This is a genomic window from Herbaspirillum sp. RV1423 (genome assembly GCF_000577615.1).
Classification (GTDB): Bacteria; Pseudomonadota; Gammaproteobacteria; order Burkholderiales; family Burkholderiaceae_D; genus Herbaspirillum.
Genome location: NZ_CBXX010000004.1, coordinates 397,735 through 414,023 on the forward strand (window position 1 = coordinate 397,735; position 16,289 = coordinate 414,023).

The window sequence follows — 16,289 nt, forward strand, 5'->3', positions numbered from 1 at the left end:
AGACGCTCTCATGGAAGCCGCTTCCCATCACCTGACCCGCGTGCTCAGCCACGGCATGAACGCCGATGCCGTGATTTCCGACTGGCCTGCGCTGACCTCTTCCGAAGTGACGCGCGTGCTGCGGCATTATCCGCAAGCGGGCGCGCCGCAACGCCTGATCTGGCATAGTCCGCGACCGTTCTCGGCGGGCTGCGTGATGACCACGTCGACCATGGATGTATTCGTCAAACGCCACCATCTGTCGGCGCGCGATGTCGCGGGCCTGAGCGAAGAACACGGCTTCATCAATCACTTGCGCAGCCGCGGCATTGCCGTGAGCGAAGTCCTGACGACCGCCGATGGCGCCACCGCGATGACCGACGGCCACTGGACGTATGAAGTGCATGGCGTCGCCCCCGGCGTCGACCTGTATCGCGACGCGATATCGTGGACGCCGTTCAGCAGCCGCGTACATGCGCACGAAGCAGGCAAAGCGCTGGCCAGACTGCACCTGGCCGCGCAGGACTATGCCGCACCGGCGCGCAAGGCGCAGACGCTGGTGTCGAGTTTCACGATTTTTTCACAGCCGGATCCTTTGCCTGCCTTGCAGCGCTACATTGAACGCTATCCGGCCATCGCCGATTATCTGAAGGACCGCGACTGGCGTGGAGAAGCCGCCGATACGCTGTTGCCGCTCCATGCCCGGTTGCTGCCTTACCTCGACGAACTGACGCCGTTGTGGACCCACAACGACTGGCATGCGTCGAACCTGTTGTGGAGCGACCGCAGCGCCGCCGCCGGCGTGGAAACGATCCTCGACTTCGGCTTGAGCGATCGCACCTGTGCATTGCACGATCTGGCGACCGCCATCGAGCGCAACGTCATCGAATGGCTGTCCATACCGGAGGGCGCGCGCAATGTCGTCCATCCCGATCTGCTCGGCGCCATGCTGGACGGTTATCACCTGATCCGGCCGCTGACGGCACGCCAGTGGATGGCGCTGGCGGCCTTGCTGCCGCTGGTGCATGCCGAGTTTGCGCTGGCCGAGCTGGCGTACTTCCACGGCATCACGCGCTCGGCGCAGAATGCCTCGCTAGCCTACGACACCTACTACCTCGGCCATGCAGCCTGGTTCAGCAGCGCAGAGGGGCAGCGCCTGCTCGCGCATATCGAGCAGCGCGCCGACCAAGCTTAGTCTGGAATCACTGCGGTCGCATCCACTTCAACCAGATATTCCGGTCGTGCGAATGCCGTCACCACGATACCGGTCGACACCGGAAAAACGCCCTTGAGCCAGCGGCCGACAACGCGATAGACGTCTTCGCGAAAACGCGGGTCCGAAATATAAATGGTGACCTTGCAGATATGTTCCAGCTTGCCGCCGGCTTCCTTGAGCAACATGTCGATGTTGTACATCGCCTGTTCGGTCTGCCCCTTGACGTCGCCGATACAGACGCTTTCCGAAGTGTCCAGGTTCTGTCCGATCTGCCCGCGCAGGAAGATCGTGGTGCCGCGCGCCACGACAGCCTGGCATAAATCGTTGTCGATGTTTTGTTCGGGATAAGTGTCTTTGGTGTTGAATTTGCGGATACGCGTGTGTGCCATGGCAGCCTCGTTATCAATGGGGTTGGAAATACACAGGTTGGAAATACGTCGTCAGGTTTGCTGCTTACGCCGGCTTCTTCTTGTCGAAGTAGCCGGCGCGTATCGTGGCGCCGATCAGATTGACGATCAGCCTGCCCGCGGTGACGCAGGTCAGTTTGCTGGCGTTGTCCTTGGCCGGCTGGATCTCGACGATGTCCATGCCGACCACGCGTCCCTTCTTCACCAGTCCGTGAATCAGCTTGCGCGCCTGCAGGAACGTCACGCCGCCCGGCGCCGGGCCGTCCACCGCCGGCATGATGGTCGGATCAAGTCCGTCGGCGTCGATGGTCAGGTAGTAATTGCCGCCGTCGGGAATGCGCCCCAACACAGCATCCATGCCGATGTCATGCAACTCGTAAGCGGTGATCAGGTCGGCGCCGTAGGCCTTGGCCGCTTCATAGTCGGCCGGACGGCCGCTGCCCTGCGCGCGCAGGCCGATCTGCACGATATGCTTGATGAACGGCAGTTCCGAAGCGCGGCGGATCACGCTCGACAGGCCGTCGCGCACGCCGTTGACTTCATCGCGCCAATCCAGATGGGCATCGATATGCACCAGCGTCACCGGGCCCACTTCGTCGAAAGCGCGCAAGACCGGATTGGTGATGCCATGGTCGCCGCCCAGCACGATCGGCATGCCGCCGCCGCGCAAAATCTGCCGCACCGCCAGTTCGGCGCGGCGCCGATGATCGCCGGGAACGGCAAGATCGGGCAGCACGTCGCCGCAGTCAACGAAGCGGATATCGTCGCGTCCTTGCAGCAAGGGGCCGTCGATGTCGAAATCGTAGTGTTCCGGCGCGCGCACCATGCGGTCGGTGACATCGCGTATGGCTTGCGGCGCATTGGTCTGGTCGTTGCTGAACTGGCGCGGACCGTAGGCGGAGCCGAACGGCACGCCCAGGACAGCAATGTCCGCCTTGAGGTCGGTCATGTCGGTCACCAGTTCCGAATACAGCAAGGTTTTGTGGCCGGTGCGCGGCGGCACGGTAAGTTGTTCCATGACGTTGGATCCTCTTGGCTAAATGCGGTTTGAAAACGGGGGAAACCCACTGGCCATGCAAGATCTGATCCTGAAACAGCCGAAGTGCTTCCGACTCTAGCAAGCATCGCAGATAATAAAAAATGATTGTTTTGCAGGTATAGTCTTGAAATTCAATACCTTCTCATTTTCCGTTTCGAGGCCCCTCCATGATCCAGCTAGATTTCGACGAACGCGACCTGCGCTCGCTGCGCGTGTTCTGCAATGCCGCCCAGGCCGGCGGATTCGCGGCGGCAGAGAAGCGCCTGCATATGTCCAAGGCTTCCATCAGCCGCCATGTGCGCGAGGTCGAGGAACGCCTGGGCGTGCGCCTGTGCGAACGCGGTCCGGCGGGCTTCAAGCTGACGCCGGAAGGAGAAGTCGCGCTCAAGCTCGCCGCCAGCGCCTTGCGCTCGCTGGAGCGCATCCGTTCCGAAATCGACGCCGTCCACGGCGTGCTGTCTGGCTCGCTGACGATCGGCATCGTCGAGCACACATTGACGCATCCCGACTGCAAGATCCCCGAAGCGCTGGCCATCCTGCGCGCGCGCGCGCCCAACGTGCGGCCGGAGATCAGCGTGATGACCTTTCCCGATCTTAATCAGGCGTTGCGCGAACACCGGGTCGATATCGCCATTCGCGGCAAGTATCCGCGCGAAGGCGAATTCGATTACTTGCCGCTGTTCTCGGAAACGCACCGCGTCTATAGCGCCGCAAAAAAACCGAAGGGCGGCGACGATCTGCCGCTGGTGTATCGCCCCCATCCTTACGTCGACCAGGCGCTGGCGACCGAAGGCTATGCGCGCGGTCCCGATGCCGGCGGGCTGGAAGCCATCGGCTTGCTGGTGGCCACCGGCAGCTATCTCGGCATCCTCCCGGTCCATTACGTGCAGTTGCTCGGCAAGCGCTATGCGCTCAAGGCCAGGGTCGGCAGCCCTTCCTATCATCACCTGATCTGCGCCGTCACCGAACAATCGCGGCCCTCGACGTATCGCGCCGACCTGTTTCTCGATATCCTCAAGGAACTGCACGGCGGCAACTGACGCCCGACCGCGAAAATTTCCGCCCCAAAGCGAAGCGCCGATCCGGAGCCGGCATGTCCATCCTGGCGCATTTTCCGAAAAAGACAACCACATCGCGCCACCGATACGCAATCGGTTTGATTCACGCCGCCATGTATTTTTGAATCGGCGAAATCACACTTCTCCTACGTAGCCATTTTTTTCAGCGCTTTTATCGCATTCAAAAATGATTCATTTGAATCATTTGTAAAAATTTTGGCACATATGTTGCTTGATGACCGGTATCCCGGACATGCGGAGCATCATCGTGAATCAACGGTCTCAACAGTCGCAGCAGTTGCAACAAACCCAGCAATCGCTTGTGCTTCACATCAAGCAATGCTTCGACAGCCTGCCGAGGCAGGTGCGGCTGGCGGCGAGTTTTGTTCTCGACCATCCGCACGAGGTCGCCGTGATGTCCATGCGCGAACAGGCCAGGCTGGCCGGCATCCCGCCATCGACGATGACGCGCCTGGCCAAGTTTCTCGGCCTTGAGGGTTACGACGACATCCGCGAAGTATTCAAGAACAACCTGCGCTCGCGCGGCAACGAATACAGCCAGCGCGCGCACGGCCTGGTCGAGCTCAATCAAAAAATCGGCGAAACCGCGCTGGCGCTGGATGTGGCCAACAATGCCATTGCCCATATCCAGGCGCTGTGCAGCGCCGATACGCTGGCCGCCATCGTGCGCGCCGTGAAGATACTGTCTTCGGCCCGCCATATTTATTGCCTGGGCCTGCGTTCATCGTTTCCGGTCGCATTCCAGTTTTCCCACGTCTCCGAATACTTCGCCAGGAACATCACGCTCATCGACGGCGCCGGCGAAAGCGGCATGATGAAGATCATGCATCAGGTCGGCCCCAAGGATGCCTTGTTCGTCTGCTGCATCGCGCCCTATTCGCGCCGCGCCGTATCCATCGCCGGACATCTCGCCAAGGCCGGCGCCAAGCTGATCGCCATCACCGACAGCGCCAGCTCGCCGATTGCGCGCATGGCGACGGAGACCATCCTGGTCGGCAAGAAGAATGCTTCCTTTTTCGACACGCTGGTGCCGGCTTTCCTTGTCAGCGAAATCCTGGTCGCCCTGATGGCCGCGACCTCGAAGGTCGACGTCAAGACCTCCGTTTCGGAAACGGAGAAGAACCTGTGGAGCATGGGCGAATGGTGGGGCGCGGAAGAAGCGGAACCGCCCAGGCCGCGCATTCCCAGGAAATGAAAACAATCCGCAATTCTCGTCGACATTTTTACCGCAATCCGCTTCAGCAGTTCCCGCATGCAATCTTGCACAACGCCACAACGCATATCATTGAAAGGATATCGAAATGAAACGCCGCTCTCTTCTGCTTAGCCTCATCGCCGCTTCGCTTGCCGCCATCGCCGCCCCCGGCCACGCCATGGCTGAAGACGCCCTCAGCGCCATCCTCGCGCGCAAGGTCATCCGCGTCGCCGTGCCGACCGACTACCCGCCGTATGGTTCGGTCGGCACGGACATGGTGCCGCGCGGCTACGACATCGACATGGCGACGCTGGTGGCCAAGAAGCTCAACGTCAAGCTGGAGCTGATTCCGGTCACCGCGCCGAATCGCATCGCCTACCTGCAGACCAAGAAGTCGGACCTGACCATTTCCTCGCTGGGCAAGACGCCTGAACGCGAAAAGGTCATCGACTACAGCATCGCTTACGCGCCGTTCTTCGATGCCGTGTTCGGCAAGCAGGATATCGTGGCCAAGAATTATGCCGAACTGACCGGCAAGGTCATCTCGGTGACACGCGGCTCCATGCAGGACGAAGAGCTTTCGCGCCTCGCACCCGGCGCCGTGATCAAGCGCTTTGAAGACAACAACGGCACCGTCTCCGCCTTCCTTGCCGGCCAGACCCAGATGTTCGCCACCGGCACTGCCGTCGCCGCGGCCATCAAGGCCAAGGATCCATCGGTCAGCATGGACCTGAAGGTCATCCTTTCCAATGCGCCTTGCTACATCGGCGTGCTCAAGGGAGAACCGCAACTGGTCGCCAAGCTTAACGAGATCATCCGCGAAGCCAAGACCAACGGCGCCATCGACGAGATGTCCAGGAAATGGCTGGGCGCGCCGGCCGGAGCGCTGCCGGAATAAGGCATGCATCCTCAAGCTGCGTCTTCGCCATGAAAACGCAGCCCGTTCTCCGGTCGCGTCCGAACCGGAGAACGGTCCGGACCGACGAAACATGCATCGCATCTGATCAATGAAACCGCTCCGCAACATGACCATCCCTACCGCCATCGATCGCCTGGCCGACTGGGTCTCCACCCTGAAGCATGACCACATCCCCGCCTCCGTCCGCACTATCGCCGCCAACTGCCTGCTCGACACCATCGGCGTAGCCATTGCCGGCTCGGCCACCGAAGTGGCCCGCACCGCCCGCGCCGTCGCCACGGATGCCGGCTCGCAAGGCCATGCCGCCGCTTTCGGCAGCACCCGGCTGTTTTCCGCACCCGCCGCCGCCTTCGTCAACGGCGTTGCGGCGCATGCGCTGGACTTCGACGACAACTGCTATGCCGGCTTCGTGCACGGCTCCGCCGTCATTGCGCCCGCGGCATTGGCGGTCGCGCAACAAACCGATGCTTCGGGCAGCGACTTGCTGACTGCGTTCATTGCCGGCTCCGAATGCGAATACGCGATCGGCGCGGCGACCAACAGCATCCTTTACGATCTGGGCTGGTGGACTACCGGCGTGCTGGGACCGATCGGCGCCTGCGCCGCGACGGCATGGCTGCTCAAACTCGATCGTGCGCAGACCGTATCGGCGCTGGGGTTGGCGGTGGCCGGCGCCGGCGGCATGAAGGCCTGTTTCGGCACCGACGGCAAAGCGCTGATGGCCGGCCGCACGGCCGAAGCCGGCGTGATCGCCGCCTTGCTGGCGGCGCAAGGCGCCAGCGGCCCGCGCAATGCCTTCGAACATTGGAACGGATTCAACGGCTTGTTCAATCAGGGCGAATTCGATGTCGCCGCGCTCGACCGGCTCGGTGCGCGCTGGTTCATGGAATCGCCCGGCGTCGATATCAAACGCATTCCGGTCTGCCTGTCTTCCCACGCCGCGGTCGACGCGGCGATGGCGCTGGTGGCGCAGCACCGCATCGATGTGGCGGAGATCGAGGAAATCATCTGCGACGTGCCGCCCGTGGTGCAGGCCAACCTCATCTACGACCGCCCCTCGACCAGGCAGGAAGCGCAGTTCAGTTTGCAGTTCGCGGTAGCGGTGGCCTTGCTCTATGGCTCGGTCGGATTGGAACATCTGGACAGCGCCATCCTGCACCAGCCGCAACTGGTCGATCTGATGCGGCGGGTGAAAATGACCGTCGGTCCGCGCTGGAATCGGGAAGGAGCATGCGAGGCCGCGCCGGAAGGAGCGAGCGTGTCGATCAAGGCCAGGGGCCGCGACTGGTGCGAAGGATTCCAGGCTTATGCGCGCGGCGCGGCGCAATGCCCGATGGAACAGGAAGAACTGGAACACAAGTTCGTCAAATGCGTCGGCATCGGCGCCGATGCGGAAACCGCTGCGTTGCTTCTGCCGCGCCTCAAGTCGCTCGATGCGCTGGCATCCGTGCGCGCGCTGTTTGCGGGCGGCAGCATTATCGAGACTGCAAAAGCCTAGGGCCGATGCAAACGGTATGAGCGGCGCTTACGACTTGATCACCTGCGGATCGACCTGCACCATGTGTTCATTGCTGCCCAGCCATATCTGGCCGTCCTGAATCGTGCATTGCAGTTGCATCGAGCGCTGGGCCAGTTTTTCCAGCGCCTGGCTGGTTTCCGCCGGGATGTTGACGACCGTCAGGTTCCTGGCGCGTTCGACGCGGCTGCCGATCTGGTTCCACCAGATGTTGCTGACGCTGCTGTAGCTGTAGACGATCACGCGTTCGGCGCGGCCGCAGGCCTTGAGGATGCGCTTGTCGTCGGGCTGGCCGACTTCGATCCAGAGGTCGATGGCGCCGGTCAGGTCTTTTTGCAGGATGTCGGGCTCTTCGACGTCGGACAAGCCTTTGCCGAAGGTCAGCGCTTCGCTGGCATTGAGGGCGAAGGCCAGCACGCGGATCATCATGCGCTCGTCGGTTTCCGACGGATGGCGGGCGATGGTCAGGACGTGATTCTGGTAATAGTGCCGATCCATGTCGGAAATCTGCAGGTCGGCTTTGAAGATGGTTGCTTTGAGCGCCATAAAGGTCTTTTTGTACTTGTGTCGGTACGGTTGCTTGCGAAGGATGTGAAGCATAGCCGATTTCGCCTCCCATGGCGCTTCCGCTGCTCACGACGCGCAAAAAGCCATGAGACAATCCGCCGATGGACACGCCTACTTTCCCCACCGACGATATCGTCATCGACCTCACCCGGGCCTGGGTCAGCGAAGCCGTCATCGGCCTGAACCTTTGCCCATTCGCCAAATCCGTCTACGTCAAAGACCAGATCCGCTATGCCGTCAGCCATGCCGACAACGAAGCCGACCTCGCGCAAGACCTGCTCGACGAATTGCATCGGTTGCACGCCGCCGATCCGCAGCAGCTCGACACCACCCTGCTGATCCATCCGCGTGTGCTGCGGGATTTTCTCGATTACAACAATTTTCTCGACATTGCCGACCGGATACTGCAAGACGCCGGGCTGGATGGAGAAATCCAGATCGCCAGTTTTCATCCTGATTATCAGTTTGCCGACGCCGGCACGGACGATATTGACAACTACACCAATCGCTCTCCGTTTCCTGTTTTGCATCTGTTGCGCGAAAGCAGCATCGACCGCGCGGTCCAGGCCTACCCCGAGGCAAGCGCCATTTTCGAGCGCAATATCACTACCATGCGGGCTCTCGGTTTGAACGGCTGGAATGCGCTGTCTTTTGTCGTATCAAAGAAACAACACCATTTATAGAAAAAATCCTGTTAATATCTGTTACAAATTTGAGGTGATTTCTCGCAACTATTTTGTATTAGACTTTTCTCAACAGATGTACTGCACGTCAATATTGTCTTTTTGACAGTACGGAAGTTTGAAATACGGAAACGAATAGTGAAGGCTGGCAAGTCAGACCGACTGATCTCCCATGGCCTTGGTTCGGGTTGTGCATGTTGCAGTGGGAAAGAATGGCTCCTCTAATAGAAATCAGTTAACCACGTTTTGCAGTTTTACCAAGAACTAATGCACTTGCACAAACAAGGCCTTTATAAACATCTGCATAATGGAACGTCCGATCATGACTACACCTAATGGCACCAACGATACTTCTATTTCGGATCAAATCAACTACGATCCCAATCACCTGCTGGATGCGCTGATCGAGAAGCTGCATCTGAAAAACGACGCCGCGTTGTCGCGTGCATTGGAAGTGGCACCGCCGGTGATCAGCAAGATCCGTCACCGCCGTCTGCCGGTGGGCGCTTCGCTGTTGATTCGCATGCACGAAGTCAGCGAACTGTCGATCCGCGAACTGCGCGAACTGATGGGTGATCGCCGCGAAAAATTCCGCATCAGCGACAAGCAGTTCAAACCGAAACCAGGCTCGGCGCCGTCGTCGGGCACAGAATAAAAAAACGGAGCTTCGGCTCCGTTTTTGTTTGCAGAGAAAGAAACCGCTTCCGGACGATCAGGCAGGGAACACGCCGGTAGACAGATAACGATCGCCGCGATCGCAGACCACGAAAACGATGGTCGCATTTTCCACCTGTTGCGCCACGCGCAACGCCACTTCGCAAGCGCCTGCAGCGGAAATGCCGCAAAACAATCCTTCCACCATCGCCAGCTTGCGCGCCATGTTTTCGGCGGCGGCCTGGCTGACGTACTCGATCTGGTCGACGCGCGGCTTTTCGTAAATCTTGGGCAGGTAGGCTTCCGGCCATTTGCGGATGCCTGGAATCGACGAACCTTCTTCCGGCTGGGCGCCGATGATCTGGATTTCCGGATTCTGTTCCTTGAGATAGCGCGACACGCCCATGATGGTGCCCGTGGTGCCCATGGCACTGACGAAATGGGTAATGCGGCCTTCGGTGTCGCGCCACAGTTCGGGGCCGGTGGTTTCGTAGTGCGCCAGCGGATTGTCGGGATTGGCGAACTGGTCGAGGATCAGGCCCTGGCCTTCCTTCTGCATCTGTTCGGCGAGGTCGCGCGCGTATTCCATGCCGCCGCTCTTGGGCGTCAGGACGATCTTGGCGCCATAGGCGGCCATGCTCTGGCGGCGTTCCTCGCTGAGGTTTTCGGGCATCAGCAAGACCATCTTGTAGCCGCGCATGGCCGCCACCATGGCCAGCGCGATGCCGGTATTGCCGCTGGTGGCCTCGATCAGCGTATCGCCCGGCTTGATCTGGCCGCGTTCTTCGGCGCGGCGGATCATCGACAGCGCCGCGCGGTCCTTGACCGATCCGGCGGGATTGTTGCCCTCCATCTTGCCGAGAATGACGTTATTGCGTCGTGCGAGGTCTTCCCCGCCGATGCGTTGCAATTGGATCAACGGCGTGTTGCCGATGGTATCTTCGATAGTCAGATAAGGCATGGTGGGAGTAATCCTTTCAAGAGTCTCATTTTAATATGAGTCTTTGTCATGTGCTCTGCCGCCTTAGCGACAAGATACTTATATAGTTATAGCAAATTGGCCTCATAACACATTCTTGCACCGCGAATGTCTTACACTGTCCGCGCCGTTGTCTACCCGTCCACCCCACAGGAGCCGCAATGAAAACGCACGAAGTCGCCAATCAGGTCCCCGAGCTGAAAGATGTCAATCTTTACGATGCCGATATTGCCCTGAACCAAGGCGTGCAGCGCGAACAGGCGGGCTGGCATGCCGCCGTGCTGTCCAACTACGGTGCGGAACTGGGTAGCGGCGAGGTGCTGCAACTGGCCGAACTGGCCAATCGCCATGCGCCCGAGCTGCAAACCCACGACCGGTTCGGCAACCGCATCGACAGCATCGAATTCCATCCCGCCTGGCATTCCCTGCTGGCGCTGCTGCGGCGCGAATCGCTGCATGCGTTGCCGTGGCTGCCGGCTTTCGAAGGCACGCCCGGCGCCCATGTGGCGCGCGCCGCCGGCTATTTCCTGCATGCCCAGGTCGAAGCCGGTTCGTTGTGTCCGACCACCATGACGTTCGCGGCCATTCCGGTGCTGCGCAACGAAGATGCGCTGTTCGGCCTGGTGCGCGACAAATTGTTTGCGCGCGAACACGATCCGCGCGACCTGCCGCTGGAGCAAAAGCGCTCGATGCTGATCGGCATGGGCATGACCGAAAAACAGGGCGGCTCCGACGTGCGCAGCAACACCACCGCCGCGCGCCCGCTCAACGGCAGCGGACGCGGCGCCGCTTATACGCTGACCGGACACAAATGGTTTTTCTCGGCGCCGATGTGCGATGCCCACATGGTGCTGGCGCGCGCCGACAACGGCTTGTCCTGCTTTTTCGTACCGCGCTGGCGTCCCGACGGCCAGAAGAACGGCGTGCTGGTGCAACGCCTCAAGGACAAACTCGGCAATCGCTCCAACTCCAGCAGCGAGGTGGAGTTCGATGACGCCTACGGCGTCATGGTCGGCGAAGAAGGCCGCGGCATCCCGACCATCATCGAAATGGCCAATCACACGCGCCTCGATTGCGTCATCGGCAGTGCCGGCCTGATGCGCTATGCATTGATCCAGGCCATCCACCATGCGCGCCACCGCAGCGCCTTCGGCAAGCATCTGGCCGAACAGCCGCTGATGCGCAACGTGCTGGCCGACCTGGCGCTGGAAAGCGAAGCGGCAACCCTGCTGATGTTGCGCCTGGCGCGCGCCTTCGAAGCGCCCAACGATCCGCTGCAACGCGCCTGGCGGCGCATCGTCACGCCCGCCGCCAAGTTCTGGATCTGCAAGCGCGCGCTGGAATTCACGGGCGAGTGCATGGAAATCTGGGGCGGCAACGGTTATGTCGAGACCGCGCCGATGGCGCGCATGTACCGCGAAGCGCCGGTCAATTCGATCTGGGAAGGTTCGGGCAACGTCATGTGCCTCGACGTGTTGCGCGCCATGGAGCGCGAGCCGGACGGCTGCCTGTTGCTGCTTGACGAATTGCAGCAGGTCGCCGACAGCCACGACGCCTTGCAGGCGCCGCTGCACGCGCTCAAACAGATGCTGACGTCGCCGCCGGAACAGCGCGAAATGCAGGCGCGCCGCCTGGTGCAGCAACTGGTGCTGACCGTGCAGGGTGCGCTGATGTTGCAGCATACGCCGCTCGCCATGGCCGAAGCCTTCGTACTCAGCCGTAGCGACGCCGCCAACGGTCGCGTGTACGGCACGCTGCCAACTGAAAGCATGGATGCAGCGCCCCTGCAGCAAAGCATCCTCGACCGCGCCTGGCCGCTATAGCGACCGAGACAACAGTCAGGCCCCGTTCACCAGCCTGTCGAATAAATCCTCGCCGCCCATCTGGCCGCCCTTGAGCATCAGTTCGATACCGTTCTCGCGCGCGCCATCGGCATGTGCGCGGCACAGCGCCACACCCGGCGACAGTTTGCCAAGATAAGACAGGCCCCATATGTCGAGCGCTTTCAAGGCATGGCTAGAGGTGTCGCCGCCGGCCACGCCGATGCGACGCACCGTGGTCAGCGGCAACAGGCGATGCAGGAAATCCCCGCTCGCCTGCGCCAGCCGCAACGCCACGCGCTCGCCGTCAAGATGAGCGCCGTCGGCCGTGCATGCCAGCACATGGCGGCCGTCGTTGAGACGCTGTGCAATGCGCGACAGCATCACGCCGAGATAAGCCTGGTCGTCGTCAATCAATCGTCGCGCATCGAGCGCGATGCGCTCGTACGAACGCGCCGCCGCGACCTGGCGCGCGGTGACCGGCGACAGGCTTCCGGCCAGTACAAAGACCGCACCGTCGGCCGCGGCAACACGCGCGGCGTCCACCGAACGCTGCGGCAGTTCGCCCTGCCCGCGCCAATGCCCGCACAGCGCCTGCACCACGCTGCTGGCGCCGATCGCCAGCAAACGCTGCCGTTGCGCGCGTTGCCAGATTTGCCTGCCGATCAGCGGCAGATGCGCCGCATCGCCGACATCGAACAGCACCGCGTCGTGGTCCCCATGTGCAAGGCGGTCCACTTCCGCATCCAGTTGCTCGACGCCGCCCTCGTATGCCGGCGCATGGATTGCCGCCACTGTCATGCCCTGCTCCGCCAGATGCACGCGCATGTCCGCTTCATGCATCGGCGTCACCGGATGGTTGCGCATGGTCTGGTGGCGGTCGATGCGGAACACTTCACCGCCGCCATTGACCGCGGCATGCAGGTTGCTGAACAGACAATAGCGTTGCAGGTTGGGCTGGCCGCCGACGATGGGTACGAAGTCGTTGTCGACATGACGCCGCCATACCGACAAGGCGGCGCCGATGTTGCCGACATGCGGCGCGCTGTCGAAAGTCGAACAGATCTTGTAATGCGTCACCGGTGCTTGCAAGCCGGCGAAAAAACGCGCGACCGGCTCAAGTTCCTCGCGCATCTCGTCCGGCGCCATCGAGCGCGCGGCGCCGGCGATGCCGAGGCAATCGAGCTCGCCCGCCGCCTCAAGCTGGCGACGATCCGGCACGCACAGGAACAGCAGGCTGCGCAACCCGGCTTCGGTCGCCGTCGCCAACGTGTCGGTAGCGCCGGTGAAATCGTCGCCGTAAAAGCAGATGCGCGGACGATGCTCTTTTGTCATTTCAGACGCGGCCCGAAGAACTCGAGTGCGCGCTGCAGCTCGGGCGCCTTGCGCGCGCGCTCCTGCAGGCCCACGCCGTCGCGCGCCGCTTCCCACGCCTGGCGCAGGCTGGCGACGCCGGCCGAAGCGCCGTCAGGGTGCGCGAGGATGCCGCCGCCCGAGAGGAAGATCACGTCGGTGCTGTTGACCGCCGCGAACGTGGCCGGCACCGTACCAGCCCACTGGCCCGACGAAAACACCGGCATCACTTCGTCGCCGGGAGTCATCGGCGTCAGGCAATCGCGCGCCGACTGCACCACTTCGTCATTGAATTCAGAGAACTTGCCGTCGAGGCCGTGCACGTGCAGATGGTCCACGCCGCTCAGCCGCCACAGGCTCTGATAGGCAGAGAACGACATCCCCAGCAGCGGCTGGCGCGACATCATGCCGAAGCCGTTGCGATGGCCGTGGATCGCCAGCCCGCTGCTGCGACGCAGGCTTTGCAGCGCCGAAAAGCCGCACCAGTTGAGACCCACCATGATGCAGTTGCCGCCTTCTCGTTCGACCAGGTCGGCGTGACGGCGCATGGCGTCGAGTTCGTCGGTGATATTGAAGGCCACCATGACGCGGCGGCCGGACTTGTCCTGATAGGCGCGCACGCGCCGCATGACTTCGCGCACGCGTTGCTCCAGCGGCGCATGGACCGGATTGGCGCAAACTTCGTCATCCTTGATGAAGTCGACGCCGGCTTCGCACAATTGCGTCACGAGCTCGCCCGTCTCCACTGCGCTGAGGCCGACGTTGGGCTTGATGATGGTGCCCAGCAACGGCTCCCGCGGCACTCCCGTCAGCTTGCGCGTGCCGGCGATGCCGTGGCGCGGCATGTCGAACTGGCGGCGGTAGTGTTCCGGCAGCGCCAGCGACAGCAAACGCAAACCGGTCACTTCACCGAGATCGAACAGGTTGCCGGCGACGGAGGCCGCCAGCGTCGGCAGGTTGGCACCGACGTTATCGATCGGAAAGGAAATCCGGACCTTGGCGCGACGCCACGGACCCCGCATGTTCTGGCGTTGCTGCCAGGCGTTGGGCAGACTCGGCGTCGCCACGCTGCCGACATCCGCCACCGACACCACGACGGCGCGCACGCGTTCACGCAACTGCTCGGTCTCGCCCTGCACGCGCACGAAGGTGCCGCAGGATTGTTCGCCCGCCATGACTTCGGCGACTTGCAGCGGATCGAGCGGCGTTTCGATCAGGTAATCGGCATAAAAGCGATTGTTCTCCATCGTTGCCGCCATCACATCTTGCTCAGGTCAGGGAAGGCACGCACCGGATCGCTGCCGTCCCAACCCTCGGAGGATTCGCGGATGATGCGGAACACCGTGCCCTTGGGGCCGGCGATTTCCGACAGTTCGATCACAGTGCCGGGATGGTATTCCGTTTCAAAATACACAAAACGCCCGCGCTCGCCGACTTCGCCGCTCATGCCGATCTTCCAGCCCTTCTCCAGCAGGCGAGCAAGGTCGTTGTCGAAGTCTTCGGTCCAGTAGGCCAGATGCTGCAAGCCGGTGCGGCCGGCCTTGAGGAAGTCGCGGTACATCGACGGTGCATCGTTGCGCTGCTGGATCAACTCCACCTGTACGTTGCCGGAATTGGCCAGCGCCACCGACGAATGGATGTCTTGCGGCTCGCCCTTGTAGCGATAGTTCTTCAGCGGCACGCGCTCCATGTAGTACCACGGGCCAACGCCAAGCACCTCGCTCCAGTATGTCATCGCAGCTTGTATGTCTTCGACGACGTAACCCAGTTGTTTGATCTCACCCAGAAAACGGCTCATTGCTCACCTCTTTGTTTCGTTAAATTCGTTGTAATACCGATGTGCTATTTCAAAAATCCGATGGAAATCCACGGTACGGCAGCCACCACCAACAGCGCGATGAACAGCGCCGCCAGATAGCCCCAGACGCGGCCGAAGACCTTGTCCGGCGATACCTTGCCGATCGCGCAGGCGGCATAGAAGCCGACGCCGAAGGGCGGCGCGAACAGGCCGATGCCCATCGCCAGGATCACCACCATGGCGTAATGCACGTCATGGATGCCGAGCGAGCGCGCCACCGGGAACAGCAGCGGGCCGAACAGCACGATGGCGGGTATGCCTTCCAGGATGCTGCCCAGCACGATGAAGATGACGATGGTGATCAGCAGGAAGCCCATGCCGCCGCCCGGCACGCCTTGCATCAGCGCCACCAGCTTGGCCGAGAAGCCCGACTGCGTCAGCGCCCAAGCCATCGAGGTGGCCATGCCGATGATCAGCAGGATCGCCCCCGACAGCGTCGCCGCTTCCACCAGCATCGGGTAGATGCGCCTGAAGTCGAGGTGCTTCATGAACGCATGCATGATCAGGCCGACCACGATGGTGTAGGCAACGCCGATGGTCGCCACTTCGGTCGCGGTGGCGACGCCTTCGATCACCGCCACCCGGATCAGCATCGGCAGCGCCAGCGCCGGAATCGCCGCAATCAGCGTCTTCAGGATCGTCGACAGGGGGGCGCGCTTCACGTCCGGCATCGGTTCGCGGCGGGCGCGGAACCAGCAGATGATGCCGATGGCGATCGTCGCGATCACCGCAGGCATCAGGCCGCCGATGAACAAGGCGGTGATCGAGACGCTGCACACGGCGCCGATGGTGATCAGCACCAGGCTCGGCGGAATGGTTTCGGTCATCGCGCCGGAGGACGACAGCAAGGCCACCAGTTCTTCCGGCTTGGAGCCGCGCTTCTTCATCTCGGGGAACAGCGCCGGGGCAATCGCCGCCATGTCGGCGGCCTTGGAACCGGAGATGCCCGAGACCAGGAACATCGCGCCTAGCAAGACATATTGCAGACCGCCGCGCACGTGGCCCAGCAGCGCCGCCATGAAGTC

General features: G+C 61.8%; 16 protein-coding genes. 8 read left to right on the forward strand and 8 right to left on the reverse strand.

Translation table 11 applies throughout. From position 1 onward, the window contains the following. Window positions 1-10: 10 nt before the first annotated feature. Window positions 11-1,174: a phosphotransferase enzyme family protein gene (locus tag RV1423_RS06520; protein WP_034294438.1), complete on the forward strand. Its 1,164-nt coding sequence runs from the start codon at window positions 11-13 to the stop codon at window positions 1,172-1,174. On the opposite strand, the gene RV1423_RS06525 is transcribed toward RV1423_RS06520, so the two are convergent. Together RV1423_RS06525 and RV1423_RS06530 are read right to left on the reverse strand one after the other, a co-directional pair. Continuing rightward, entirely contained in the window at window positions 1,171-1,584 is a 414-nt protein-coding gene (locus RV1423_RS06525) for a RidA family protein (RefSeq protein WP_034294440.1), read from the reverse strand. The two genes, RV1423_RS06520 and RV1423_RS06525, sit on opposite strands and share 4 nt — an antisense overlap. Before the next feature lie 64 nt (window positions 1,585-1,648). Beyond that, window positions 1,649-2,620 (reverse strand): agmatinase, encoded by a 972-nt coding sequence (locus RV1423_RS06530; RefSeq protein WP_034294442.1) that lies wholly within the window; start codon window positions 2,618-2,620, stop codon window positions 1,649-1,651. A gap of 188 nt (window positions 2,621-2,808) precedes the next feature. On the opposite strand from RV1423_RS06530, the gene RV1423_RS06535 reads away from it, so the two are divergent. From RV1423_RS06535 to RV1423_RS06550, 4 genes are all read left to right on the forward strand, one after another. After that, a complete protein-coding gene (locus RV1423_RS06535; protein WP_034294444.1) occupies window positions 2,809-3,681 on the forward strand; it encodes a LysR family transcriptional regulator in 873 nt (290 codons plus the stop codon). A 286-nt stretch (window positions 3,682-3,967) separates the two neighbouring features. Then, window positions 3,968-4,915 (forward strand): MurR/RpiR family transcriptional regulator, encoded by a 948-nt coding sequence (locus RV1423_RS06540; protein WP_231502075.1) that lies wholly within the window; start codon window positions 3,968-3,970, stop codon window positions 4,913-4,915. A gap of 106 nt (window positions 4,916-5,021) precedes the next feature. After that, the gene (locus RV1423_RS06545) at window positions 5,022-5,813 is read left to right on the forward strand and encodes a transporter substrate-binding domain-containing protein (RefSeq protein WP_034294446.1); all 792 of its coding nucleotides are present in this window, start codon (window positions 5,022-5,024) and stop codon (window positions 5,811-5,813) included. A gap of 127 nt (window positions 5,814-5,940) precedes the next feature. Continuing rightward, the gene (locus RV1423_RS06550; RefSeq protein ID WP_051516529.1) at window positions 5,941-7,332 is read left to right on the forward strand and encodes an MmgE/PrpD family protein; all 1,392 of its coding nucleotides are present in this window, start codon (window positions 5,941-5,943) and stop codon (window positions 7,330-7,332) included. A gap of 27 nt (window positions 7,333-7,359) precedes the next feature. On the opposite strand, the gene RV1423_RS06555 is transcribed toward RV1423_RS06550, so the two are convergent. Then, on the reverse strand, window positions 7,360-7,896 hold the full coding sequence (locus RV1423_RS06555) for a YaeQ family protein (RefSeq protein ID WP_034294605.1): 537 nt from the start codon (window positions 7,894-7,896) through the stop codon (window positions 7,360-7,362). A 122-nt stretch (window positions 7,897-8,018) separates the two neighbouring features. On the opposite strand from RV1423_RS06555, the gene RV1423_RS06560 reads away from it, so the two are divergent. Both RV1423_RS06560 and RV1423_RS06565 read left to right on the forward strand, forming a co-directional pair. Next, window positions 8,019-8,600 carry a DUF1415 domain-containing protein gene (locus tag RV1423_RS06560; RefSeq protein ID WP_034294450.1) on the forward strand — a complete coding sequence of 194 codons (582 nt, stop codon included), beginning with the start codon at window positions 8,019-8,021 and terminating at the stop codon, window positions 8,598-8,600. Window positions 8,601-8,922: 322 nt separating this feature from the next. Further along, a complete protein-coding gene (locus tag RV1423_RS06565) occupies window positions 8,923-9,255 on the forward strand; it encodes a hypothetical protein (protein WP_034294607.1) in 333 nt (110 codons plus the stop codon). A gap of 57 nt (window positions 9,256-9,312) precedes the next feature. Here RV1423_RS06565 and cysM read toward each other — a convergent pair whose 3' ends face one another. Beyond that, a complete protein-coding gene (gene cysM / locus RV1423_RS06570; protein WP_034294453.1) occupies window positions 9,313-10,215 on the reverse strand; it encodes a cysteine synthase CysM in 903 nt (300 codons plus the stop codon). A 179-nt stretch (window positions 10,216-10,394) separates the two neighbouring features. Here cysM and RV1423_RS06575 point away from each other — a divergent pair, with 179 nt between their 5' ends. After that, the gene (locus RV1423_RS06575; protein WP_034294457.1) at window positions 10,395-12,056 is read left to right on the forward strand and encodes an isovaleryl-CoA dehydrogenase; all 1,662 of its coding nucleotides are present in this window, start codon (window positions 10,395-10,397) and stop codon (window positions 12,054-12,056) included. Between the two features lie 15 nt (window positions 12,057-12,071). Here the strand turns inward: RV1423_RS06575 and RV1423_RS06580 are convergent, their stop codons facing one another. From RV1423_RS06580 to RV1423_RS06595, 4 genes are all read right to left on the reverse strand, one after another. Continuing rightward, window positions 12,072-13,388: a four-carbon acid sugar kinase family protein gene (locus RV1423_RS06580; protein ID WP_034294459.1), complete on the reverse strand. Its 1,317-nt coding sequence runs from the start codon at window positions 13,386-13,388 to the stop codon at window positions 12,072-12,074. Then, the gene (locus tag RV1423_RS06585; protein WP_034294610.1) at window positions 13,385-14,653 is read right to left on the reverse strand and encodes a ribulose-bisphosphate carboxylase large subunit family protein; all 1,269 of its coding nucleotides are present in this window, start codon (window positions 14,651-14,653) and stop codon (window positions 13,385-13,387) included. The genes RV1423_RS06580 and RV1423_RS06585 overlap by 4 nt, the downstream gene beginning before the upstream one ends. Before the next feature lie 11 nt (window positions 14,654-14,664). Then, entirely contained in the window at window positions 14,665-15,204 is a 540-nt protein-coding gene (locus RV1423_RS06590; RefSeq protein WP_034294461.1) for a VOC family protein, read from the reverse strand. A gap of 44 nt (window positions 15,205-15,248) precedes the next feature. Further along, on the reverse strand, window positions 15,249-16,289 hold a 1,041-nt coding region (locus tag RV1423_RS06595), incomplete at its 5' end, for a TRAP transporter large permease (RefSeq protein WP_034294612.1).